The 21,501-nt window shown below is 57.2% G+C and carries 21 protein-coding genes; 13 read left to right on the top strand and 8 right to left on the bottom strand.

Going from position 1 to position 21,501, the window contains the following annotated elements; all coding sequences use genetic code 11:
• Nucleotides 1–125: 125 nt before the first annotated feature.
• A complete protein-coding gene (locus ACSZPU_RS08185; RefSeq protein ID WP_498997404.1) occupies nucleotides 126–575 on the top strand; it encodes a hypothetical protein in 450 nt (149 codons plus the stop codon).
• Nucleotides 576–616: 41 nt separating this feature from the next.
• Here ACSZPU_RS08185 and ACSZPU_RS08180 read toward each other — a convergent pair whose 3' ends face one another.
• Nucleotides 617–1,888, bottom strand: a complete 1,272-nt coding sequence (locus tag ACSZPU_RS08180) for an acid phosphatase (protein WP_498997401.1) — start codon at nucleotides 1,886–1,888, stop codon at nucleotides 617–619.
• 193 nt (nucleotides 1,889–2,081) lie between these two features.
• Between ACSZPU_RS08180 and ACSZPU_RS08175 the strand changes: the two genes are divergently transcribed.
• The 4 genes from ACSZPU_RS08175 to ACSZPU_RS08160 all read left to right on the top strand — a co-directional run bounded on the left by ACSZPU_RS08175 (nucleotide 2,082) and on the right by ACSZPU_RS08160 (nucleotide 5,748).
• A complete protein-coding gene (locus ACSZPU_RS08175; RefSeq protein WP_498997399.1) occupies nucleotides 2,082–2,924 on the top strand; it encodes a 23S rRNA (adenine(2030)-N(6))-methyltransferase RlmJ in 843 nt (280 codons plus the stop codon).
• A gap of 228 nt (nucleotides 2,925–3,152) precedes the next feature.
• Nucleotides 3,153–4,505, top strand: a complete 1,353-nt coding sequence (gene gorA, locus ACSZPU_RS08170) for a glutathione-disulfide reductase (RefSeq protein ID WP_498997397.1) — start codon at nucleotides 3,153–3,155, stop codon at nucleotides 4,503–4,505.
• Between the two features lie 135 nt (nucleotides 4,506–4,640).
• Nucleotides 4,641–5,006 (top strand): VOC family protein, encoded by a 366-nt coding sequence (locus ACSZPU_RS08165; RefSeq protein ID WP_498997396.1) that lies wholly within the window; start codon nucleotides 4,641–4,643, stop codon nucleotides 5,004–5,006.
• Between the two features lie 34 nt (nucleotides 5,007–5,040).
• Nucleotides 5,041–5,748 carry a helix-turn-helix transcriptional regulator gene (locus tag ACSZPU_RS08160; RefSeq protein WP_498997393.1) on the top strand — a complete coding sequence of 236 codons (708 nt, stop codon included), beginning with the start codon at nucleotides 5,041–5,043 and terminating at the stop codon, nucleotides 5,746–5,748.
• A gap of 53 nt (nucleotides 5,749–5,801) precedes the next feature.
• On the opposite strand, the gene ACSZPU_RS08155 is transcribed toward ACSZPU_RS08160, so the two are convergent.
• Together ACSZPU_RS08155 and ACSZPU_RS08150 are read right to left on the bottom strand one after the other, a co-directional pair.
• Entirely contained in the window at nucleotides 5,802–6,587 is a 786-nt protein-coding gene (locus ACSZPU_RS08155; RefSeq protein WP_498997390.1) for an SDR family oxidoreductase, read from the bottom strand.
• A gap of 51 nt (nucleotides 6,588–6,638) precedes the next feature.
• The gene (locus ACSZPU_RS08150) at nucleotides 6,639–7,535 is read right to left on the bottom strand and encodes a GntR family transcriptional regulator (protein ID WP_498997389.1); all 897 of its coding nucleotides are present in this window, start codon (nucleotides 7,533–7,535) and stop codon (nucleotides 6,639–6,641) included.
• Between the two features lie 192 nt (nucleotides 7,536–7,727).
• Here ACSZPU_RS08150 and ACSZPU_RS08145 point away from each other — a divergent pair, with 192 nt between their 5' ends.
• The 7 genes from ACSZPU_RS08145 to ACSZPU_RS08115 are packed head-to-tail and all read left to right on the top strand — an operon-like array spanning nucleotide 7,728 to nucleotide 14,407.
• Nucleotides 7,728–8,540, top strand: a complete 813-nt coding sequence (locus ACSZPU_RS08145; protein ID WP_498997388.1) for an ABC transporter substrate-binding protein — start codon at nucleotides 7,728–7,730, stop codon at nucleotides 8,538–8,540.
• 28 nt (nucleotides 8,541–8,568) lie between these two features.
• Nucleotides 8,569–9,294, top strand: a complete 726-nt coding sequence (locus tag ACSZPU_RS08140) for an amino acid ABC transporter permease (RefSeq protein ID WP_498997386.1) — start codon at nucleotides 8,569–8,571, stop codon at nucleotides 9,292–9,294.
• On the top strand, nucleotides 9,291–10,031 hold the full coding sequence (locus ACSZPU_RS08135) for an amino acid ABC transporter ATP-binding protein (RefSeq protein ID WP_498997385.1): 741 nt from the start codon (nucleotides 9,291–9,293) through the stop codon (nucleotides 10,029–10,031). The genes ACSZPU_RS08140 and ACSZPU_RS08135 overlap by 4 nt, the downstream gene beginning before the upstream one ends.
• Before the next feature lie 13 nt (nucleotides 10,032–10,044).
• Nucleotides 10,045–11,220, top strand: coding sequence for a M20 family metallopeptidase (locus tag ACSZPU_RS08130; RefSeq protein ID WP_498997382.1), 1,176 nt, complete (start codon nucleotides 10,045–10,047; stop codon nucleotides 11,218–11,220).
• Entirely contained in the window at nucleotides 11,217–12,317 is a 1,101-nt protein-coding gene (locus ACSZPU_RS08125) for a mandelate racemase/muconate lactonizing enzyme family protein (protein ID WP_498997379.1), read from the top strand. Before ACSZPU_RS08130 ends, ACSZPU_RS08125 begins: the two co-directional genes overlap by 4 nt.
• Nucleotides 12,304–13,473 (top strand): M24 family metallopeptidase, encoded by a 1,170-nt coding sequence (locus tag ACSZPU_RS08120; RefSeq protein WP_498997377.1) that lies wholly within the window; start codon nucleotides 12,304–12,306, stop codon nucleotides 13,471–13,473. The genes ACSZPU_RS08125 and ACSZPU_RS08120 overlap by 14 nt, the downstream gene beginning before the upstream one ends.
• A gap of 10 nt (nucleotides 13,474–13,483) precedes the next feature.
• Nucleotides 13,484–14,407 (top strand): dihydrodipicolinate synthase family protein, encoded by a 924-nt coding sequence (locus tag ACSZPU_RS08115; RefSeq protein ID WP_498997375.1) that lies wholly within the window; start codon nucleotides 13,484–13,486, stop codon nucleotides 14,405–14,407.
• On the opposite strand, the gene ACSZPU_RS08110 is transcribed toward ACSZPU_RS08115, so the two are convergent.
• Nucleotides 14,391–15,488: a glutamine amidotransferase-related protein gene (locus ACSZPU_RS08110; protein WP_498997373.1), complete on the bottom strand. Its 1,098-nt coding sequence runs from the start codon at nucleotides 15,486–15,488 to the stop codon at nucleotides 14,391–14,393. The genes ACSZPU_RS08115 and ACSZPU_RS08110 overlap by 17 nt on opposite strands.
• A gap of 68 nt (nucleotides 15,489–15,556) precedes the next feature.
• On the opposite strand from ACSZPU_RS08110, the gene ACSZPU_RS08105 reads away from it, so the two are divergent.
• The gene (locus ACSZPU_RS08105; protein ID WP_498997370.1) at nucleotides 15,557–16,765 is read left to right on the top strand and encodes a pyridoxal phosphate-dependent aminotransferase; all 1,209 of its coding nucleotides are present in this window, start codon (nucleotides 15,557–15,559) and stop codon (nucleotides 16,763–16,765) included.
• A gap of 32 nt (nucleotides 16,766–16,797) precedes the next feature.
• On the opposite strand, the gene ACSZPU_RS08100 is transcribed toward ACSZPU_RS08105, so the two are convergent.
• The 4 genes from ACSZPU_RS08100 to ACSZPU_RS08085 form a co-directional block, all read right to left on the bottom strand.
• Entirely contained in the window at nucleotides 16,798–17,538 is a 741-nt protein-coding gene (locus tag ACSZPU_RS08100; RefSeq protein WP_498997367.1) for a class I SAM-dependent methyltransferase, read from the bottom strand.
• Nucleotides 17,532–18,017: a MarR family winged helix-turn-helix transcriptional regulator gene (locus ACSZPU_RS08095; RefSeq protein WP_498997365.1), complete on the bottom strand. Its 486-nt coding sequence runs from the start codon at nucleotides 18,015–18,017 to the stop codon at nucleotides 17,532–17,534. Before ACSZPU_RS08095 ends, ACSZPU_RS08100 begins: the two co-directional genes overlap by 7 nt.
• Before the next feature lie 190 nt (nucleotides 18,018–18,207).
• Nucleotides 18,208–19,266: a hypothetical protein gene (locus ACSZPU_RS08090; protein WP_498997363.1), complete on the bottom strand. Its 1,059-nt coding sequence runs from the start codon at nucleotides 19,264–19,266 to the stop codon at nucleotides 18,208–18,210.
• Nucleotides 19,267–19,449: 183 nt separating this feature from the next.
• Nucleotides 19,450–21,348 carry a methyl-accepting chemotaxis protein gene (locus tag ACSZPU_RS08085; protein WP_498997360.1) on the bottom strand — a complete coding sequence of 633 codons (1,899 nt, stop codon included), beginning with the start codon at nucleotides 21,346–21,348 and terminating at the stop codon, nucleotides 19,450–19,452.
• Nucleotides 21,349–21,501 lie beyond the last annotated feature (153 nt).

The raw sequence follows: 21,501 nt of genomic DNA, 5'->3' as shown, positions 1-21,501 counted from the left end.
GAACCGCTTATCGTTACGATACTCTTTTACACACGGCGTGCGGCTTCTCCCCAGGAATCAGAGTAATAAGGAACATGACGGGCACGTATAATCAGGTAATCAGGGTTCGGCGACAAGGAGACCACATGTTGAATTTCATTCTGGCAATACTGCCGCTAGCAGCGCTTATCGCGCTGGCCGTCACATTCCCAAAATGGCGACGTCGAAACAAAGGCGCAGAAGGGTCCAGGGAATTACGCAAAATATCGCAAACCACCAAAACCTTTCGTCCCGGCAAAGGTGGGCAGTTATTGCCCACAAATTATTACTACGATGAAGAAAATTTCTATGAGATTCAGGTGGAAGTAAAAACGCCTGTACCACTGAGCGCGATTACCAAAGTCGAGCGAGACAGTATCAAAGTGAACAACCGTTCTTTCTGGATAGTCACTTACATGGTCGACGGGCAGACGAAACAGGTGCGCTTCAGACACAACTACACGCTGTTCAATACGGCATTTGCCGATTTCCTCGATGCGGTTAAACGCGCTAACCCCAAGGCCAGCGTGCGCGAACTGAGCGCGTTTAGCTTCTAACAACAATACGGTGCCAGCCGCGCCAGCACCGTTGCCAAAACTTACTTCGCTTTATGCGCCGCCGCGTACGCCGCAGGCAGGTTCAGACGTTGCCAGAAGTTCTGATCGGTGGTTTCGCCAGAGAGCGGATAGCCGCCCGGCAGCGCCGTTTTCACCATCAGTTCACGACGTGCGGATGCCGACAGATGCGGCAATGCGGCTTCCAGCAGGACTTCCGCCCCTTCCGGCACTTTCACCGGCTGCGCTTTACCTTTCTGCTGCGGCAGATCGTAGGTCATGGTGAAGCGGTAGAATTCTTTCATCGCCGGGTCACGATACGGATCGTCTTTGCCCGCCGTTTTCGCGCACTCAACAAGGGAAGTGCCGCACTCTTTTTCCAGCGCTGTACGTAGCTGATCGCGCGCTTCGTTGAACAACTTACGATAAGCCGGGTCATTGAGGTACTGGGCCACGTTACGCTGAGCCACCATTCTTGAACCCATCACATCCAGCGGATAGTGCACGCCCAGCACGATGCGGGAATAGCCATAGCGTGCGCCGCGTTCCACCAGCGAATCAAAGCGTTCCGGGATCATCTCTGCCATCAGCAGTGAGTCGGTATAGCCGGTATTGGTATGGCCGCTCGGGAAAGAACCGCCGTCTGCCGAGTACGGTTTGTTGTCTTTGACCACCACATCATCCGGGACCTGGTGAATAGTGTTGCCCTGAATGAGGAACGGACGCTTGTAGTCAAAGTGCTTTTTCGCCGCGCCGGTGCTGACTTCACTGGTTTTAATCAGCGCTGCCGCTTTGCTCAATTCGCCTTTGTCATAGGCGGCGATAAACGCTTTATCCAGACGAGGACCGAGCGCGTCGGAGAGGAAATAGAGGTAGCTGATGCCTTCTGCATCCGCCAGCGCCTGATGGCGCAGCCCCTGGGTGGCGTCGAGGTTAATCGTCTCAACAGTTTTCAGGTTCTGATCCAGCACCGGGGCAGGCAGCTTGCTGAACCCGGAGAGCAGCTCAATACCCGCCTGCTGGTTATCTTTCACTTTGAAATCATAGCCGCTGGCTTTCAGCCAGGCGGTATCGGCCTGTTTTGCGCTTTGCGCCGCTTTTTCCAGGTGCTCACGCTCCACTTTGGCGCCGTCGCCTTTCAGCGCGTCACGCAGCGCGGACAGAGACTGGCTTTCTAGGCCATCAAACGCCTGGCTTACCGAAGCCGGTGTGGTGGTATTTGCGATGTCGCGCGCAACAGTCAGAGGCACATCTTTCGCCATCGCCTGATGAGCAAGCAGCAGGGAGGCGGTTAACAGTGTCATACGGATTTTCATTTTTTATCCTTTTATTCAAACAATTACCTTGCCTGCGCACGACGCTAGCCCTGTAAGTTGACGCTTTTGTGACACGGATAAATTTTGAAACGTTTTTTGGGCGCTTGAAACAACAGCAGGGTTCACCGACATTCCCGCGCAATCTACGGTAAACTGTGGCTAATCTCGTTCATATTCTGGAATTTCTATCTCCATGCTCAGTTATCGCCACAGCTTCCACGCAGGCAACCACGCCGACGTTCTCAAACACACCGTTCAGAGCTTGATCATCGAAGCGCTGAAAGAAAAAGAGAAACCTTTTCTCTATCTTGATACCCACGCGGGCGCTGGCCGCTATCAGCTGTCCGGCGAACATGCCGAACGCACCGGGGAGTATCTGGAAGGGATTGGCCGCATCTGGCAGCAAGACGATATTCCGGCTGAACTGGAGCCGTACATGAGCGTGCTGCGTCACTTTAACCGTAACGAGACGCTGCGCTACTACCCCGGCTCACCGCTGATTGCCCGCCAGCTACTACGCGAACAGGACAGCCTGTTCCTGACCGAGCTGCACCCGAGCGACTATCCGCTGCTGCGCCAGGAGTTCCAGAAAGACGAACGTGCCCGCGTTGAGCGCTCCGATGGTTACCAGCAGTTGAAATCGAAACTGCCGCCGGTTTCCCGTCGCGGCCTGGTGCTGATCGACCCGCCGTATGAGATGAAATCCGATTACCAGGCGGTGGTCACCGGGATTCATGAAGGCTACAAACGCTTTGCGACAGGCACCTACGCCCTGTGGTATCCGGTGGTCCTGCGCGCGCAAATCAAGCGCATGATTAAAGAACTTGAAGCGACCGGCGTCCGTAAAATTCTGCAAATTGAGCTGGCGGTTCGCCCGGACAGCGACCAGCGCGGGATGACGGCTTCCGGCATGATCGTGATTAACCCGCCGTGGAAATTAGAAGCACAGATGAATAACGTGCTGCCATGGCTGCACAGTAAACTGGTGCCCGCCGGCACAGGCCACACCCTCGTTAACTGGATTGTTCCCGAGTAATCGCAGCAATCGAAGGAACCTTGCTGGCTGCGCGTTACAATCGCGACACTTTCGACCTCGTTCAGGATTAAGAGCCTACACGGTAGGCGTACATTGTTGCAGCGAGTCTGGACACGGACAGCGCGGAACAACCGCAGCGTACACGCAGTACGTGAGGACTGTGAGCACTGCCCAGGTCCAGAATGGCAAATAAAATAGCCTCATTGGATAGGCTCTAAGGAATTAACCATGAGCAAACATTACGACTATATCGCCATTGGCGGTGGCAGCGGTGGGATTGCCTCGATTAACCGCGCCGCCATGTACGGCCAGAAGTGCGCGCTGATTGAAGCCAAAGAGCTGGGCGGCACCTGCGTGAACGTGGGTTGTGTCCCGAAAAAAGTCATGTGGCACGCGGCGCAAATCCGCGAGGCCATTCATCTGTACGGGCCGGACTACGGCTTCGACGCCACCATCAACCATTTCGATTGGAACAAACTGGTTGCCAGCCGCACGGCCTATATCGACCGCATCCACACCTCTTATGACAATGTGCTGGGCAAGAATAATGTCGATGTGATCAAAGGCTTTGCCCGTTTTGTCGATGCGAAGACGATCGAAGTCAATGGCGAGACGATCACCGCCGATCACATCCTGATCGCCACCGGTGGTCGCCCGAGCCATCCGCAGATTCCGGGTGCGGAATACGGTATCGACTCCGACGGTTTCTTTGCGCTGCCTGCGTTGCCAAAACGCGTTGCAGTTGTTGGTGCGGGCTATATCGCCGTTGAGCTCGCCGGGGTGATTAACGGACTGGGTGCCGAAACGCACCTGTTCGTGCGCAAACACTCCCCGCTGCGCAACTTCGACCCGATGATCAGCGAAACGCTGGTTGAAGTGATGGCCGCCGAAGGCCCGGCGTTGCATAAAGAAGCCATTCCGAAATCAGTAGTGAAAAACGCCGATGGCAGCTTCACGCTGGAGTTGGAAGATGGGCGCAGCCAGACCGTCGATTGCCTGATTTGGGCGATTGGTCGCGAACCGGCAAACGACACCTTCAATCTGGACGTTACCGGGGTGAAAACCGACGAGAAAGGTTTCATCGTGGTGGATAAATTCCAGAATACCTCGGTGCCGGGTATTTACGCCGTGGGCGATAACACGGGTACGGTTGAGTTGACGCCGGTTGCCGTGGCAGCAGGCCGTCGCCTCTCTGAGCGTCTGTTCAATAACAAGCCGGACGAGCATCTGGATTACAGCAACATCCCGACCGTGGTATTCAGCCACCCGCCGATCGGCACCGTCGGTTTAACCGAACCGCAGGCGCGCGAGCAGTATGGCGAGGACCAGGTCAAAGTGTATAAATCATCGTTTACCGCGATGTATACCGCCGTGACCTCTCACCGTCAGCCGTGCCGCATGAAGTTAGTGTGCGTTGGCCCGGAAGAGAAAATCGTCGGCATCCACGGTATCGGTTTCGGGATGGATGAGATTCTGCAAGGCTTCGCGGTCGCCCTGAAAATGGGTGCCACCAAGAAAGACTTCGACAATACCGTGGCGATTCACCCAACGGCGGCAGAAGAGTTTGTCACCATGCGCTAATCAGACCCGTAGCCCGGACAGGTGCGCCGCACCGCCTCCGGGAATTTGCCTCCCCCCGCCGATCACTCCTGACAGTATGTTGTCAGGAGGGGGGTGAGACATTCTCGTTGTCGAAAACACAACGAGGACGAGAACATGAGCAACATTATCAACTGGTTTGAGATTCCGGTTCAGAACCTGCAACGGGCAACCGCGTTCTATAAATACTGCGTCGATGCGCAATTTCGTCAGGAGCATGTCGCAGGCATGTCCATGGCAGTCTTTCACTACCAGGAACCGGCAATTGGCGGCGCACTGGTAAAATCGGAGATGCTCCAGCCTTCAACGAGCGGCACCGTGGTCTATCTCTTTACCGCTGATATCGCCGCTTCACTGAAAAAAGTGGCGGAAAAAGGCGGCACCTGCTGCTTTGGGCCAGAAATTTTGCCGGATGATATTGGCACCATCGCGCTTATCATTGACAGTGAAGGGAATAAAGTCGGGCTGCATCAACCGGCCTGACAACATTTAACCGACCACTGACAGGAAACGTGCCATGAGCCGCCGTGCCGACAGGCTTTTTCAGATAGTCCAGATCCTGCGTACCCGTCGCCGGGTCACGGCGGCCATACTGGCGGAAAGACTGGAGGTGTCTGAGCGCACCGTCTATCGGGACATTCGCGATCTGTCGCTGTCCGGCGTCCCCATTCAGGGAGAGGCAGGCAGCGGCTATCGCCTGATGCCGGGTTTTGACCTCCCGCCGCTGATGTTTAGCGGCATGGAGGTGGAAGCGCTGATTGCCGCCATCGGCATGCTGCAAACCTGGAGTGGCGACACGTTGGCAAAGGCGGCGGGTTCGGCGCAGGAAAAGCTGCTGGCGGTGCTACCAACCAACAGGCGCATTCTGGCGGAACGCAACCGCATCCTGACGCCGGACTTTGGCAAGTATCCTCTGGCCCGGCGCTGGTTTGATGTTTTCCATCAGGCCATGCGCCAGCACGATGAAGTTTACATTCGTTATGAAAATGACAAAGGCGAAGGCTCTGAGCGGGTGATCCATCCGCTGGGCCTGTCGTTCTGGGGAGAAGTGTGGGTCCTGGTGGCGTGGTGCGCACTACGTCAGGATTATCGCTGTTTCCGCCTGGATCGCTGTGAGGTGGTGACATTAACCGGGAAACAGTTTGCCGAACGCCCCGACCGCTCCCTCGAAGATTTTATCCGCCAGCAGAAGGCGAACTCGAAAAGAGCCGACAATAAGCAATAACGCCAGTCCGTTACGCAACCGACTGGCATTCCTCTCGCAATAACACTCAGCCCCTAAATCGAGCCAATCAATCCGCCATCAACCCGAATCACCGCGCCGGTAATGTAGCTGGCGGGCTGGCTTGCCAGAAATGCAGCGGTGGCGCCGTATTCCTGCGGTTCGCCGTAGCGCCCTGCCGGAATGCTCTGCCGACTCTTCTGCGCGACCGCTTCCGCGCTGCTGTTCTCGCGTTTCGCCTTGATGGCATCCAGTTGCCCCACGCGGTCGGTGGCGATGCGCCACGGCACCATCACCTTCACCGTCACGCCGTCGGCCGCCACTTCGCTGGCGAGAGTTTTCGACCAGCCGAGCAGACTCATGCGCAGCGCATTCGACAGCGCAAGGTTAGGAATGGGGGCAATCACGCCAGATGACGTGGTGGTAATAATGCGTCCCCAGCCGCGGCTGCGCATGGCGGGCAGCAGCTTATCGGTGAGCTGAATCAGCGCGGCGACCATCACGGAAAACTGCTGTTGCCAGACTGCGCCATCCGTCCCCTGCGCCGTAGCGGGCGGCGGACCGCCGGAGTTGTTGACCAGAATATCGATGTCGCCCCAGTGCGCGCGGATATCGGCAATCACCGTATCAAACTGTTCCGGGGTAGCAAGATCCAGTTGCCAGGCATGGGCCGTGCCGCCCAGTTGGGTGATGCGTTCCACCGTCTGCGCCAGTTTTTCCGCGTTGCGACCGGTGACGGCCACCTTCACCCCTTCCTGCGCCAGCGAAAGGGCAATCGCCTGCCCAAGGCCGCTTCCGGCACCGCAGACCAGCGCCACACGTTGTTGAATCTTAAAATCCATAAATGCTCCTGATTGTATTTTCAGAAGCAATATGTGCAAGAGCAATGCCAGTTATGCGCGGGCGTTTTTAACATTTACCTGGTCAAAGGCGTATTGCAGGTGCTTTCTCATCAATTCGGCCGCCTGTTCCTGCTTGTTCTCTCGCAAAGCATCGATGATGGCAACGTGCTCTTCACACCACTCTTTTACGCGGCGCTTATTGTGATAGCTGCCGAATTCCAGCAGACGGCGCAGGCGGTTTTGCTGCTGGATAGCCTGCAACACAAACAGATTGCCGCTGGCCTCTGCCAGTAACTCATGAAACGCGGCATCGGTTTCGAAAATCTCTTTCGCTGGCACCAGCGTAATGTCCGGATGGGTGATAAGCCGCAGATGCTGGGCGCGCAGGCGTTTAAGCATCTGCCGGTCCACATGCAGGTTGGGCGTCAGCAGCGCCGTCGGTTCAATCATCAGGCGAAAACCGTAGCTGTTACGCAGCGCCACATCCGAGTTCAGGGTTTGCAGGAAGCGCCAGCCGTGCCCGGCGTTACGGGCAATCAGGCCATCTTCCGACAACTTCACCAGCGTGCGGGTCAGCACACCGCGATCGACATCGTAGCGCTGGCTGATTTCGGTCTGGGTAAATGACTCCGGCAGCACGCCCGCAATACGGTCATGCACCAGCTGCTCATACAGCTTCTGGTCATTGCTCTTGGACTGCTCAATCTCCAGCAGTTCCAGCTCATCGCTGCGTTTGAGCAGGAAAAAACCCTGATTAGGACGCGCCTCAACCGCCCCCATGCGGGTCAATTCTTTTAGCCCGGCACGCACCGGCGTACGCGAAACACCCAGCGCATCGGCAAGATGTTGCTCACGTAAATGATGACCTGGATCGAATCTTGCTTCGGATATCAGGTCGAGTATTTGCCGGGCTATCCGGCGACTGCTCGCAGTGGAGTCAGGCTGCATGGAGATCGGTTCCCTGAAATGCATTATTGTGGTCGAAAGATACAATAGCACGGGCAACAAAACGCAGCAAAACAAAGCAAGGACTGCACGGTTAGCGTGCTAAGGTGCACCAATATGAGACATTTTTTTCACATACACAATTGTATTTATTGACTCACTAAATTCAATTTAGACCTTAACCAGGAGACGACTATGTCCAGCAATTCTTTACTGTTTCGCCACGTACGCACCCTGATGTTCGCGCTGACCGCCCTCCCACTGGTAAGTCATGCGGCGGTTGAAACCATCGCCCCGGGCAAACTGACCTACGGAACAGCGGCCACTTTTATGCCGTTTGAATTCGTGAAAGAGGGCAAGCTCACCGGCTTTGATATCGACCTGATTAACGCGCTAAGCAAAGAGATAAACCTGGAACCCGCGCCAATGCCGATGGAGTTCAAAGGGCTTATCCCTGCACTGCAAGGCAAACGTCTCGACATCATCAACTCCGCCATGTACGTCAACCCAACCCGTGCCGCGCAGGTCGACTTCGTGCCTTATCTGAAAATCGGTAGCCGCGTGGTGGTACGCAAAGGTAACCCGGAAAAAATCACCGGCCGTGACCTGAGCCTCTGCGGCAAAAACATCGCCGTGACCCTCGGTGGGATCGAAGAGAGCCAGGCCCGCGCGGACAACCAGCGCTGTCTGGATGCCAAAAAACCGGCCATTAACGTGATGACCTTCCCGGCCGCCACCGACTCCGCCGTCGCCGTCGCGCAAGGCCGTGCAGATGCCGAGTTCCTCTCCACCCCAGGTGCCGTTGCGTTGTTTAGCGAAAAAGCAGGCATGTTCGAAGCGGTAGGCGACGAATTCGAGGCAGATACCCACATCGCGTTTGCCGTGCGGAAAGGCGATACCGAAACCCACGCCCTGCTGGAGAAAGGTCTCCAGAGACTCGTCAAAAATGGCACCTACAAGCAACTGATTGAGAAATGGAACTTCCCTGACTCCGTTGCCATTTTCTAACCCGTTTTGCCATTAACCGGAGAAAGCTATGTCGATCGAACTAATGTGGCAGTACTTCCTCTCACCCGAGTTTATTCAGGGTGCGTGGATGACGCTGCTTATTACCCTCTGCTCACTGTTGTGTGGCGTGGTACTGGGCCTGGTGTTGGCGCTGTTGCAGGAAGCGCCGTTTCGCGCCGGGAAAGGGCTGGCCTTTTTCTACCTGTGGCTGTTTCGCGGGACGCCAGTGCTGTTCCAGATAATCTTTGTCTACAACGTGCTGCCAGGCTTCGGCTTACGCTTCTCCGCGTTTACCTGTGCAGTGCTGGCGCTTTCGCTCAATGAAGGCGCCTACATGGCGGAAATTCTGCGCTCTGGCCTGCAGGCCGTGAAAAGCGGCCAGCGCACGGCTGGCATGGCGCTCGGCATGACCAACGGGCAGATCATGCGCAAAATCGTGCTGCCTCAGGCCGCGCGCATCGTGCTGCCGCCAATGGGTAACCAGATGATCAGCATGCTGAAATCGAGCGCGCTGGTTTCAGTTATCGCCGTTCAGGAACTACTGCTGGTCGCCAACCAGACCGCCAGCGCCAGCTTCCGCTACTTCGAAGCGCTGTGCGCCGCAGGCATCTATTACCTGCTGCTCACCACGCTGTTCATGATTTTCCAGTCATGGCTGGAAAGCGTGCTCGACCCGAAGCAGCGTCGCAGCAAGAGCCAGAAGCGGCTGACCCGCCTTTTTAAATTACCGAAAACCGCCCGGGAGGCACCATGAGCGAGAAACCTTTGCTGGAGATGATCGGCATTGATAAGACCTTTGGTCGCCAGACCGTGCTCAAGAATTGCTCTCTTGAGGTGCAAAAGGGTGAAACCGTGGTACTGATTGGCCCGTCCGGTTCGGGCAAATCCACCCTGCTGCGCTGCGTCAACATGCTCTCACCTGCCGACAGCGGCGACGTGTTCTTCGCCAGACAGCACATCAGCCGGGGCGAAGTGCCGGTGCACAAACTGCGTCAGCGTATTGGCATGGTGTTCCAGAACTACGAGCTGTTCTCGCACCTGACGGCGGCGGAAAACATTATGCTGGCCCCGATGACGGTGCTGGGGATGAACCGCATTGAGGCCCGCAAGCTGGCGGACAACCTGCTGGCGAAAGTGCGTATCAACGAACGCGCAGATCACTTTCCGGACGAACTCTCCGGCGGCCAGCAGCAGCGCGTGGCGATTGCCCGTGCTCTGGCGATGAAGCCCGAACTGATGCTCTACGACGAACCCACATCAGCCCTCGATCCGGAGATGATCCGCGAAGTTCTGGAAGTGATGGCAGAGCTCAGTGCAGAAGGGATGACCAGCATGGTGGTGACCCACGAGATGGGCTTCGCCCGCCGGGCCGCCAACAAAATTCTGTTTATGGAAGACGGCGAAATTATCGATCGCGCCAACACCAGTGATTTCTTCGCCGGCAATGTCAGCGAGCGCGCACAGCGCTTCCTGACGCAAATATTACATTAATCACGGAGTTCCTATGTCCAGTTACCAGGTTGACAGCGCACGTATGAAAAAGGACTTAGCGACGCTGGTTGCCATCAACACAGAAAACCCACCGGGCCATGAGCGGGAAGCCGCCGAGTGTCTGGAAGGCTGGCTGCTTACCGCCGGGTTCGATCTCTCTTTTAGCGAATATGCACCGGGGCGGACCAACGTTATCGCCGTCCTGCGCAACGGACCGGGGCCGTGCTTCGCCTTTAACACCCATATCGACACCGTGCCGGCGGGCAGCGGCTGGGCCAGCGATCCCTTCACGCTCAACGAACGCAATGGCCGCCTGTACGGTCGCGGCTCCTGCGATGCCAAAGGCCCGCTGGTGGCGATGGTTGAAGCCCTGCGCCTGCTCGCGGCTAACCGTCAGCAGTGGTCCGGCACATTAATGGGGGTGTTCACCGCCGATGAAGAGGTCGCCAGCGAAGGGGCGAAATTCTACGTACGGGATAACCCACCGGCGATTGATTTCGCGGTGATTGGCGAGCCGACGTCGAATGCCACCTTCTCTGCCCATAAAGGCAGCCTGCGTCCTCGCGTACGGGTAAAAGGCGTCACCGCGCACTCCGGCACGCCGGAGCTGGGGGTTAACGCGATTTACCAGTCCGCGCGTCTGCTGGGACTGATCGAAGAGGCCCACCACCAGCAGGTACGCTGCCGCTGCCACGATCTGGTGGGCAATGCCAGCCTGACCGTGACCCGCATCCACGGCGGCCACGCGGACAACGTGGTACCGGACAGCTGTGAACTGCTGCTCGACCGCCGCATGGTGCCGGGCGAAGACGAAGAGGTGGTTAAAGCCGAACTGCAACAACTGCTCGACCATGCGCATGCTCACGCAGGTGTGGAAGCGGAAATCATCGCCTGGCAGCCCACCACCGGCGGCGCGACGCAAACCGACAGCAGCGAAGCCATTGTCGAGCAAAGCCTGGCCGCCTGCCGTCGTCACGGGCAGAGCGAACCCGGCCCGTTTGGTTTTCAGGGCGGCTGCGACCTGGTGCACTTCCGCTCGCTGGGCGCGAAAGGCGTGGTGATTGGTCCCGGCTCGCTGGCGGTGGCGCACAAGCCGGACGAGTTTGTCCCCATCGATGAGTTTCTCGCTGCGGCGCATATCTACATTGATATCGCCCTCGCTATGCTGCCAGTGGAGTCCGCGTCGTGAAAGCGCAACTTTTTCGCGGCGACCTGCACTACGCCGGGGTGACGCTGCATACCGCCGCGTCTGGCGCGGTGACGGCGCTCGACACCCTCTGGCTGCGCCTGGAGGACCATGGCGTAACGGGGATCGGTGAAGTGCGGCTCAACATTCGCTACCTGCACGGCTACAGCGAAGAGCAGGTGCTGAACAACCTGCTGGTAATGCTCAATAGCTGGGACTGGAGCCAGGAACCTGCCGCGCTGCTGGAGCGGGTGCATGCCCCTGACAGCACGCTGCTGGCCCCGTCGCGCATGGTGATCGATATGGCGTTGCACGATCTTCTGTCCCGTCAGGATGGGGTGAGTGTTGCCGCCTGGCTGGGAGCGCAAGATGGCCTACCCGCCTGGCACACCAATCAGACCCTGTTCTGGGGCAGCGAGACGCAGATGCTGGAGCAGGCGCAGCGCTATGTCGACAGAGGTTTCACCCAGTTGAAGTTACGTACGGGGGTGGCGGATTTCGCCACCGATCTCGCCCGCCTGCAAAAGCTGCGTCAGCGGTTTGGTCAGCAGATTTCGCTGGCGATTGACGTCAACGGCCAGTGGTCGCTGGAGCAGGCCCACGCGGCGTTCCCCCGTCTGCGCGAGCTGGAACTGAGCTACATCGAGCAGCCACTAAGCCCGGCGAACGAAAGCCAACTGGCACAACTGTACGACTACGGCATCCCGGTCATGCTCGACGAAAGCCTCAATAGCGAGGCCGCCATTTCCCGGCTGATCGCCGCCAACGGCGCGCTGTGGGGGCATCTCAAGCTGGTGAAACTGGGGGGGCTTGCCCCCACGCTTGCCGCCGCCTGCCGCCTGCAACTCGCCGACGTGCCGTTCATGATTGGTCAGATGAATGAAGGCCATGCCGCCACCGCCGCCGCGCTCCAGCTATGCCGTGTGGTGAAACCGGCGTTTGCCGAACTGTATGGCGCCGATGGATTAACTGACGATCCGGTCAGCGGGCTGGAATACCGCAATGGCCTGGTCGCCGTCAACGACTCTCCCGGTCTGGGCGTGCAGTTCAATGCCGCGCAGGCCACCTTACTCCAGGAGTTTAGTGATGCAAGATGTTAACAATGTGATTCAGGGCAGTGAGTCCGCCTTTAGCGCCGACGAATATGCACAACGCATTCGACGTACCCGCGAACGCTTAAGCAGCGCGGGCGTGGACGTCATGATTGTTACCGGGCCGGAAAACATCTTCTGGCTTACCGGTCAGCAAACACCGGGCTATTACACCTTTCAGGCGCTGTTGCTGCCCGTAGAAGGGGATCCGGTGTTTGTGATTCGCCAGCTCGAGTATTTTAACTTTATCGCCAACACCTTTATTTCTGACGCCGCCATCTACCAGGATGGCGACAACCCGGTGGATTTCCTGGTGGGCATGCTGCAACAGCGCGGGTGGCTCAACAAACGCATCGGGCTGGACAAACGCGGCTGGTTCCTGCCGATTGCCGTGTATGAAGCCTTGCAGTCAAAACTCGGCGCGATTGCCGATACCGCAGGTGTTATCGAACCACTGCGCGCGGTGAAATCGGCCGCTGAGGTGGAAAAAATCGCCACCGCGGCACGCTATGTGGATGCGGGTATGCGCGCCGGGATGGCGGCGATTCGCAGCGGCGCGGACGAAAACGCGCTGGTTTCCGCGATGATGGGGGCCGCCATTGCTGCGGGTTCTGAGTATGTCGGCATGGAGCCGCTGGTTTCTACCGGTCCGCGTAGCGGTGTGCCACACGGTACCTGGCGTCGTCGGGTGATGCAGGATAACGATCCGGTATTTCTGGAGATGTCCGCCGCCCATGACCGCTACCACGCGGCCATGATGCGCTCCGCCTGGCTGGGCCGCCCGCCCGCTATCGCCATCGAAATGGAAAAAGTGTGTCAGGAAGCCCTGCAGGCCTCTCTCGACGCCATTCGCCCGGGTGCCACCTGCGAAGCGCCACATCTGGCCTGCCAGAAGGTGATCGAACGCGCCGGGTTCACGGAAAACTTCAAAAAACGCACCGGCTACTCCATCGGTGTTGCCTTTGCACCGGACTGGGGCGAAGGCGGCATTCTCAGCCTGTACAGCGGCGTCACCACTGAGCTGCAACCAGGCATGACCTTCCACATCCCACCCGCCCTGCGTATCTACGGCCAATTTACCGTCGGCGTCAGTGAAACCGTGGTAGTGACTGAAACCGGATATCGCCAGCTGGGTTCCCTGGCTCGCCCATTAACACTGCTGTAAGGAATTAAAGATGAAAGATATCAATGAGTGCCGTGAACGCCTGCGTGGCATTTTCAACATCACCGTGACCCCGTTCACCGCCAGCGGTGCAATCGACTTCCCGGCCCTGCGTGAAAACATCGAACGCGTGATTGGCCTGGGTTATGACGGCCTGCTGATTGGCGGCACCTACGGTGAATTCCCGGTGATGACCGTCGAAGAACGCCGCGAGCTGTTTCATGAAGTGATAGCCTGCGTGGATGACCGCGTAGCGGTGATGCTGTGCAGCGCCAGCTCCGACCCGCGCGATGCCCGCGATCTGACCATTCTGGCAAGCGAGCTGGGTGGCCTGCCGATGGTGACCGCGCCGTTCGTCAGCGAAATCACTGACGAGCAAATCGTCAGCTACTTCAAAGAGATGGCTCCGTTATCCAAAACCGGCATCTTGGTGTACAACGCGCCGGGCATCGGTATAACCCTCTCCCCGGCGCTGCTGGAACAGCTGGCAGAGATCCCGAACGTGGTCGGCATCAAACAGGGCGATCTCAACCCAACCGCCATCGACCAGATTGCCAACCGCCTGCGCGGGCGTCTGCGCCTGTTCTGTGCTTCGGATCTGGCGTTCCTCGGGCCGATGATGGCCGGGTTTGACGGCATCAGCACCACCAACAGCGGCGCACTGCCGGAGCTTATCATCAACACCTTCCGCGCCGTGGAACAGGGCGATGCCTCCACTGCCCGCGATTTGCATCAGCTGTGGTACGACTACCGGGCGCTAGCGCGTAAACACGGGCAGCCGCAGCTGGTGAAAGCGGCGATGGCGCTGCGTGGCTTTAACGGCGGCACCGTACGCGCACCGTTAAAACCGATCAGCGACGCGGCGCTGGCAGAGCTGACCCGCGTCATGCAGGCGCTTGCCAGCGACCGTCGCAGCGGCGTTACGCTTGCGCCTTAAGCGCCGCCTGTAAAAACGCGACAAACAGCGGATGGGGCGCATCCGGGCGGGACATCAGTTCCGGATGCCCCTGAACCCCGTGCCAGAACGGCAGGCCCGGTTGGGAAATGGCTTCCACGATACCGTCGGTTTGCGCACTCACCCTGACCCCGCTGGGATACAGCTCTGGCAGAAGGTCGTTGTTAAAGCAGTAGCGATGGTTGTAGTGCATTTCGCGGATATCGCCGGGGATAAGCCCGGAGGTAAAGGGGAATACGCCGCAGCGATGACGGCCATCGGCAAAGGGAACAAAGCTGTGCAGGGCCGCATCCAGAGCGACTTCTGCCGGAATCGCCGGTTCGAAACCCGGACTCCGGCGCACGGCGGCGGTCATCATGCTCTGCATGCCCAGGCACAGTCCAAGCGTAGACTGCCCGGTGGCGAGCGTATCTTCCGCCACGCGGATTTGTCCGCTGACGGCCGCCATCGAGGAACCGCCCGGCAGCACCACGCCCTGGAAAACGTGAACTTCATGTAATCCGGCGGACAGGCTAACCGGTGCCAGGAAATGGACATCCAGGTTCAGCCCCAGCGACGTGGCGGCATCACCCAGTGAGCCGAGCGTGGCGGGATAGACCAGACGATGGTCCGCCTCGCGGCCAATCAGCGCGATGCGCAGGGACGCTCCGGTAGCCGCTGGCGCTTTGGCATCCCAGCGGCCATAGCGGTCGGCGGTAAGGTTCAGCAGGGTGTTCTGCCCGTCGCTGAGCGTCAGACGGTGTTGGCTGTCGTCGCTGTAAAGCCGTTGGCCGGGCAGGTCCGCGATAAGCGGTTCCTGTGAAGACGCCAGCACGATGACGGCGTCCGATTCAGGCAGGCTGGCGATATCGCGCACCTCTTCACGCAGCGTATCGCTGCGCCAGAGGCCGCTGGTGACGCAATACCCCGCACGAATCACGTGCTGGTGACTGTCGGGGACATCCCCGGCGAAGTCGGGGCGAAGGCTCCAGAGGGGCAACCCAAGACGATTGGCCCACAGGCTGGCGGTAATGCCATAGCGGGCGGGCACAGAGGTGTTATCGAGAATAAAGATCGGTGACACGGCGAGTTTCCTGCTGATGTTGGGTACCTAATTGTATTAATTGAATCATTAGATACAAAAGAGGATTTATGAATAACAGTCAAATCGCCCGTCGTATGCAATCCGTACGCCCTTCACCGACAGCGGCAATTTCTGACCAGGTACGGGCGCTGGAAACCGCAGGCAAGCAGGTGATCAACCTGGGCGAAGGGGAACTGGATTTTGCTACCCCGGCCCATATTAGCTATGCGGGCATTGAAGCTATCGTGCAGCATCAGACTAAGTATACAGCCGTTTCCGGCACCGCAGCGTTGAAGTCGGCCATTGCGGCAAAGCTTGCCCGCGACAACCAGTTGCATTACCGCCCGGAAGAGATTATCGCCGGGAGCGGCGCCAAACAGCTTATTTTCAATGCCTTTCTGGCAACCCTGGACGCCGGGCAGCAGGTGATTATTCCCGCGCCTTACTGGGTCTCCTACCCGGATATGGTGCGGCTGGCCGACGGCGAACCGGTGATTGTGCCTTGTGATGAGCAAAACGGCTGGAAGCTGACACCGGAACAACTGGCCGCCGCTCTCACCCCATCAACCCGCTGGTTGATCCTCAACTCGCCGGGCAACCCGACCGGGGCGATTTACAGTGAACAGGAGCTGCGCGCGCTGGCAGAAGTGCTGGCGGATTACCCGCAGGTGCTGGTAATGGCCGATGACATTTACGAGCCGCTGCGCTACGACAACACGCCGTTCACCACCTTTGCTCAGGTCGCGCCGCAGATGGTTTCGTGCACCCTGACGGTAAACGGTGTCTCGAAAAGCCACGCCATGACCGGCTGGCGTCTGGGCTATGCGGGCGGACCCCAGTGGCTGATTGCCGCCATGCAGATCCTGCAATCACAAAGCACCTCTAACCCGAGCAGCATTTCCCAGGCAGCGGCGGTCGCGGCCCTTAACCATTCGGCGGATTTCTTCGACGACTGGCTGCACACGCTAAATAAACGCCGCCAGCAAGTGCTGGGGATGATTGCCGCCACCGATGGCCTGAGCGCCAGCACCCCGCAGGGTGCGTTCTATGTGTTTGCCAACTGCCAGAAGCTTATTGGGCGAGTAACACCCACCGGTGAGACCATTGGCGACGACAGCGGGCTGGCAAACTGGCTGCTGGAACAAACACAGGTGGCCGTGTTACACGGTTCGGCGTTCGGGATGCCGGGATATTTGCGCATTGCCTATGCGGTAGACGATGGGCTGCTGACGCAAGCCTGCCAGCGTCTTTCGGCGGCTTGCGCCCTGTTGCGGTAAAAAAGACCGCCAGGCGGCCTGGCCGTCTGGCGTTATGGTAAGCGCCCTGCTCTGACGTTAATCGGCCACGTGAAGGTACGCGTCCGGGCCGGGTCGCCCCAGAGGTCGCACACATCGTCGTAAAAACGCACCAGCAGGCCTTCCTGCCCGGCGTCACGCGCGCGTTTCACCGCCGACCAGGTGGAGAGATAGCCCATCAATGCCCCGAGATCCCACTGCAGGCGAATCTCCATCTCCGGTACGGGAATTTCCGCAAACGGAAAGGGGATGCCCGCATAACCGGTGTCCACCAGTTGCCTTTCCGGTGGCCAGTAGACGCCGATTTCGTCGTAATAGAACTGGCGAAAACGCGCCCGGATAACCTCGTCAGGGTTGAGCACGCCATAGCTGATAAGCGCGATAACGCCGTTGGGCGCCGCTACCCGCTGTACTTCACCGTAAAAGGCCGGTAAATCAAACCAGTGCGCCGCCTGGGCGACGGTAATCAGGTTAATATCGTGCAGCGTCTGCGGAAGCTGTTCCGCTGGTCCCACCCGATACTCAATGCGGACATGGGGTTCGGCGTTGTCGATTTGCGTCTGGCTGGGGTCAATCCCCGTTACCTTCGCAAAAGCCGAAGCCAGTAGCCCGGTCAACTGGCCCGTACCGCAGCCAACATCCAGCGCACGGTGATGCACGGGCGTTACCGAGAGCAGAAAGTCGAGCAAGGCCGCAGGGTATTGCGGGCGATAGCGAGCGTAATCTGCGCCGCCGCTTTCAAACCAGTTCAGCATGGGGTGTCCTCTGCATCAGGGGGGGTGTTTTTGGCCTGCCGGATACGCTCATCAAACCCCTGACGCTCCAGAGCGCGGGCAGTCTCCTGCAGGATGGTCAGAAGGGGATAACCTGTCTCTTTTTCCAGCCCCTCAATCGCCGCAAACAGGGTCTGCCAGTGCGGCTGCGCTTCGGCAACCAGCGCCTCCCCTTTTGCCGTCAGATGCAGGCTGCTCTTGCGCCCATCCTCCAGCGTCGCTTTGGTCAAAATGCCCTCTTTTTCCATCATCGAGACGGACTGGCTAATTGCCCCCTGGGTCAGCCAGGTCTGGGCGGTGATATCGGTGACGGTACGGGCACCCGCCGCCATCGCCCGCAAAACCGGGGTGTAGCGGGGCCGATACGCGATATTCCTCTCGCGCCAAGTTTTTTCAGAGCCGTGGTCGACAAGGTCTGAAATGTAGCGAAGCAATTCGCCCAGGCCAGGCGTTTTTTCCATATGCGTTTCCTCTGGTTGAGAAAATACATTAGTGCTAATGTATTTTCCTGACAAGGGGTAAGCGGAGGATGTATTGATAAAGCGAATAATTTAAGAGGAAGCCCTGTGCGCTATTGCGCGGATAACGCCGCCAGTATCCGGCGGCGTGTGGGCTAAATGAAGGTATCGAAAGGCGTTAGCGGGAAGATTATCAGTGACCCGGAGAAGACATCATCTGCCATGCAACAAACAACACAATGCCGACGATGACCAACAGGATGATTTTGCCAAATATACCTGTGACACTGGAAGCCAACTCCGTTACTTTGCGGCTCGTTTTTTCCGGGACATCAAAACCGCACTGTAGCTCTTTCACGGTGGTTTCACTAAGCGGCGGCGGGCTCATGCCGAAGGGGAAAACCTGAACAAAGCGCGTTCCCTCTGCATTAAAGGTATCAGGAACGCTATTCACGGTGTCGCCAGTGCGCGGATCGTGAAAATTGAAGGTCGCCCCGGCAGGAACTTCCGTCTTACCTAAGACAGGGTCGAAGACGATCAGCCCGGTATCGGTGTTATTAATAAATTTAGCGGAAGTACTAACCTTATAGTACTTATTACCTTTATAGAGCACCGAATTACCCTGGTTAACGCCTTGACCAACAATATCTTTTTGGGCGTGATAGGAGACCTCAGTCTCAACCCGGCAATCCCTTATTTTTAACAGCGGCAGCGCCCACAGATATCCCTGGGAAATGCGCGCCTGGCACAGCGTTTTATAAGTGGAAATATCACCAGACTGATATAACGCATGCAGCTCCAGCAAGGTTGCCAGAATAAAGAATTGCTCTCCCGCAGGCTTAACGTCGTCGCACCCTTTATTAATCAGCTCACCAGCCAGCGCAATCAGCGCATTAAGGGCGGCAACATGCTGCATCGCCTCTTCACTGCTCAGCGAATGACTATTAAAAAGTTGAAGCTTTTCAGGAAGTTTAATCGTTGCTTTGCGCTGCATCCGTAAGAGGCGAAGGCCTGCCGCCTGTAATCCGCCATCCAGCGCTTGCAGATAATGATATTTAGCGCGTTCATAGTCGGGTTGTGTACCCTCGCCGACATTAAAACAGTAAGCAATATTATAATGCGCTTTGGGATCATTCGTTTTATTGGCAATATTTGTCCATTCTGTCAATGCAGTATAAAAATCATCCGGGAGCTTATTGCCAATAAAATACAGGAGACCTTCTTTGATTAATCCGTCTATTTTTTCTTTCATGATTACCCCAAAGCTAAACGTCAAACGTATGTGCGTTTATTGCAGCGTGATGGAATGCTATCTCGCTTCGCGCAACAATAACAAATAAAAAAGGAAATGATAACTTGCGGATCCTGGTAGGCATTGAAGAAAAGCATGGCCACCCCTTGCGGGCTGGACATGCTTTACGGGCATAGCTTACGGTCAGAGCTTGAAGCTGCCGACGACGTTTTCGAGCTGTACGGTTTGTTCTTCCATGGACTCCGCGGCCGCCGCCACCTCTTCGACCAGCGCCGCATTCTGCTGCGTGGCGCTGTCGAGCTGGTTAATGGCGATGTTGATCTGGGCAATCCCGCGACTTTGTTCATCGCTGGAAGAGCTGATTTCTGAAATCAGCACGCCCACGCCTTCCACTTTCTCCATCAGTCCGTCCATCGTCGTCCCCGCCTGACGGACCAGCCCGCTACCCTGTTCAATGCTGCTCACCGACTCTTCAATCAGTTTCTTGATCTCCTGAGCCGAACGGGCGCTGCGCTGTGCCAGGGAGCGAACTTCACCGGCTACCACGGCAAAACCACGCCCGTGTTCACCGGCCCTCGCCGCTTCCACCGCGGCGTTAAGCGCGAGGATATTGGTCTGGAAGGCGATGCCGTCAATCACACTGATGATTTCCACCACTTTCGAGGAGGAGGCATTGATGTTGTTCATCGTCGAGACCACTTTGTTTACCACATTGGCCCCCTGTTTCGCCGCCGTCGAGGCCTCGCCTGCCAGCTTGTTCGCCTGCAGCGCGTTCTCGGCGTTCAGGCGCACGGTGCTGGTCAGCTCTTCCATCGATGCCGCCGTTTCCACAATCGAGGACGACTGCTCTTCGGTACGCGATGAGAGATTGAGGTTGCCGCTGGCAATCTGACGGGAAGCCGACGAAATCGCCATTGAGCTATTCCCCACCTGCTGCATCAGCTCATTGAGGAAGGAAATAAACTTATTGAAGTTATTAATAATGGCGTTGAATTCCGGACTCTTGCTCTGTTCAAGACGCTGAGTTAAATCCGCACCGCCGCTGGAGAGGGCTTCAATATTACGATTGAGTAGCGTCACATTATGGAAAATATTGCGCACAATAATCATCATAATAAAGACGATGAGAATCCCAATAATAGCCTGAACAATGGTCAGCTTGGTCATAATAGCGTCAGACATGCTCACCAGCTGGCTGCTCGGAATATCCACCGCCATGTACCACGGGCTGCCGCTGATCGGCAGAACGAACAGGGAATGCGCCCCGTCGTCACCATCATAACTGCCGCGCACTTCCGTGGTCTTACTCTGACCTAACAGGCTGACTAACGGCGCCGCCGCCGGGATGCCCAGATCGCGAACGTTCGACAGCGCCGGTTTATCCTGAACGGAAGAGCCGTTACCGACGATTTTGCCGTCTGCTTCTATAATCAACACGCTACCGTTGACCGCTTTGCCCATATCGACAGCCAGTTGGTTAAAGAAGCCCAGCGTAACGTCGATGGTCGCCACGCCCCAGGCTTTGCCGTCTTTCCAGATCGCCATCGCACAGTTGGTACGCGGCTGCGGGCTGGCCGCATCCTGGTAGGCTTTTGCCCACGCGCATTCGCCTTTCGGCGCATTCATGCCGTCTTTATACCAGGGTTGTTCCCAGTATTTTGCCGATTCCGGCTGGTTCCAGACGGTGTTGACCTGTAGCGTGCCGCCAGAATTACGGGCATAAAAGGTACTGAATTTGTCCCGTGCCGGGTCACGCTGGCCCGGCAGAGGCCAAATCCCGCCGCCAAATACGTTTAGATCGCCATATTGGTTAACCAGACTCGGCAATAATTCGTCGATTTGCTCACTTTGCAGTCCGACAACCAGTTCAGTAATGGAGCGTTGCTGCGCCTTAACGCGGTTCATCTGCTCTTTTATCGCATTACTTTGTAATTCAACCGTTGCCTGAATATTTTTGGTTTCGGTTGCAATAATCTGTGGAGAAACGAATTGCCTGATAACAATATACGTAACTATCAACAAGATAACGAAAAAACTTATAAGCAACAGGCCAATCCGGCCCTGTGTATTTTTCCATGTCATAATGGCAGCACTCGGTCTGGTTGAATTAGGGGTTATAACGACATTTATTTGAAATTCTTTAATCTAAATCGTGCTACGCGAATTCAGATAATAAGTGCAACGCTCGGACATGATTGTGGAGAGTGTAGGAGGAAGGGTTAACTACCGATAAGT

The sequence above is a fragment of the Phytobacter sp. V69 genome (assembly GCF_965644215.1).
Taxonomy (GTDB): Bacteria; Pseudomonadota; Gammaproteobacteria; order Enterobacterales; family Enterobacteriaceae; genus Phytobacter.
The sequence above is the reverse complement of the archived record's forward strand: the minus strand, read 5'-3'. Positions and strand labels throughout refer to the sequence as shown.

Coding starts and splice junctions, on each gene's coding strand:
- ACSZPU_RS08185 (WP_498997404.1), top strand. CDS start 126: ATGTTGAATTTCATTCTGGCAATACTGCCGCTAGCAGCGCTTATCGCG.
- ACSZPU_RS08180 (WP_498997401.1), bottom strand. CDS start 1,888: ATGAAAATCCGTATGACACTGTTAACCGCCTCCCTGCTGCTTGCTCAT.
- ACSZPU_RS08175 (WP_498997399.1), top strand. CDS start 2,082: ATGCTCAGTTATCGCCACAGCTTCCACGCAGGCAACCACGCCGACGTT.
- gorA (WP_498997397.1), top strand. CDS start 3,153: ATGAGCAAACATTACGACTATATCGCCATTGGCGGTGGCAGCGGTGGG.
- ACSZPU_RS08165 (WP_498997396.1), top strand. CDS start 4,641: ATGAGCAACATTATCAACTGGTTTGAGATTCCGGTTCAGAACCTGCAA.
- ACSZPU_RS08160 (WP_498997393.1), top strand. CDS start 5,041: ATGAGCCGCCGTGCCGACAGGCTTTTTCAGATAGTCCAGATCCTGCGT.
- ACSZPU_RS08155 (WP_498997390.1), bottom strand. CDS start 6,587: ATGGATTTTAAGATTCAACAACGTGTGGCGCTGGTCTGCGGTGCCGGA.
- ACSZPU_RS08150 (WP_498997389.1), bottom strand. CDS start 7,535: ATGCAGCCTGACTCCACTGCGAGCAGTCGCCGGATAGCCCGGCAAATA.
- ACSZPU_RS08145 (WP_498997388.1), top strand. CDS start 7,728: ATGTCCAGCAATTCTTTACTGTTTCGCCACGTACGCACCCTGATGTTC.
- ACSZPU_RS08140 (WP_498997386.1), top strand. CDS start 8,569: ATGTCGATCGAACTAATGTGGCAGTACTTCCTCTCACCCGAGTTTATT.
- ACSZPU_RS08135 (WP_498997385.1), top strand. CDS start 9,291: ATGAGCGAGAAACCTTTGCTGGAGATGATCGGCATTGATAAGACCTTT.
- ACSZPU_RS08130 (WP_498997382.1), top strand. CDS start 10,045: ATGTCCAGTTACCAGGTTGACAGCGCACGTATGAAAAAGGACTTAGCG.
- ACSZPU_RS08120 (WP_498997377.1), top strand. CDS start 12,304: ATGCAAGATGTTAACAATGTGATTCAGGGCAGTGAGTCCGCCTTTAGC.
- ACSZPU_RS08115 (WP_498997375.1), top strand. CDS start 13,484: ATGAAAGATATCAATGAGTGCCGTGAACGCCTGCGTGGCATTTTCAAC.
- ACSZPU_RS08105 (WP_498997370.1), top strand. CDS start 15,557: ATGAATAACAGTCAAATCGCCCGTCGTATGCAATCCGTACGCCCTTCA.
- ACSZPU_RS08100 (WP_498997367.1), bottom strand. CDS start 17,538: ATGCTGAACTGGTTTGAAAGCGGCGGCGCAGATTACGCTCGCTATCGC.
- ACSZPU_RS08095 (WP_498997365.1), bottom strand. CDS start 18,017: ATGGAAAAAACGCCTGGCCTGGGCGAATTGCTTCGCTACATTTCAGAC.
- ACSZPU_RS08090 (WP_498997363.1), bottom strand. CDS start 19,266: ATGAAAGAAAAAATAGACGGATTAATCAAAGAAGGTCTCCTGTATTTT.
- ACSZPU_RS08085 (WP_498997360.1), bottom strand. CDS start 21,348: ATGACATGGAAAAATACACAGGGCCGGATTGGCCTGTTGCTTATAAGT.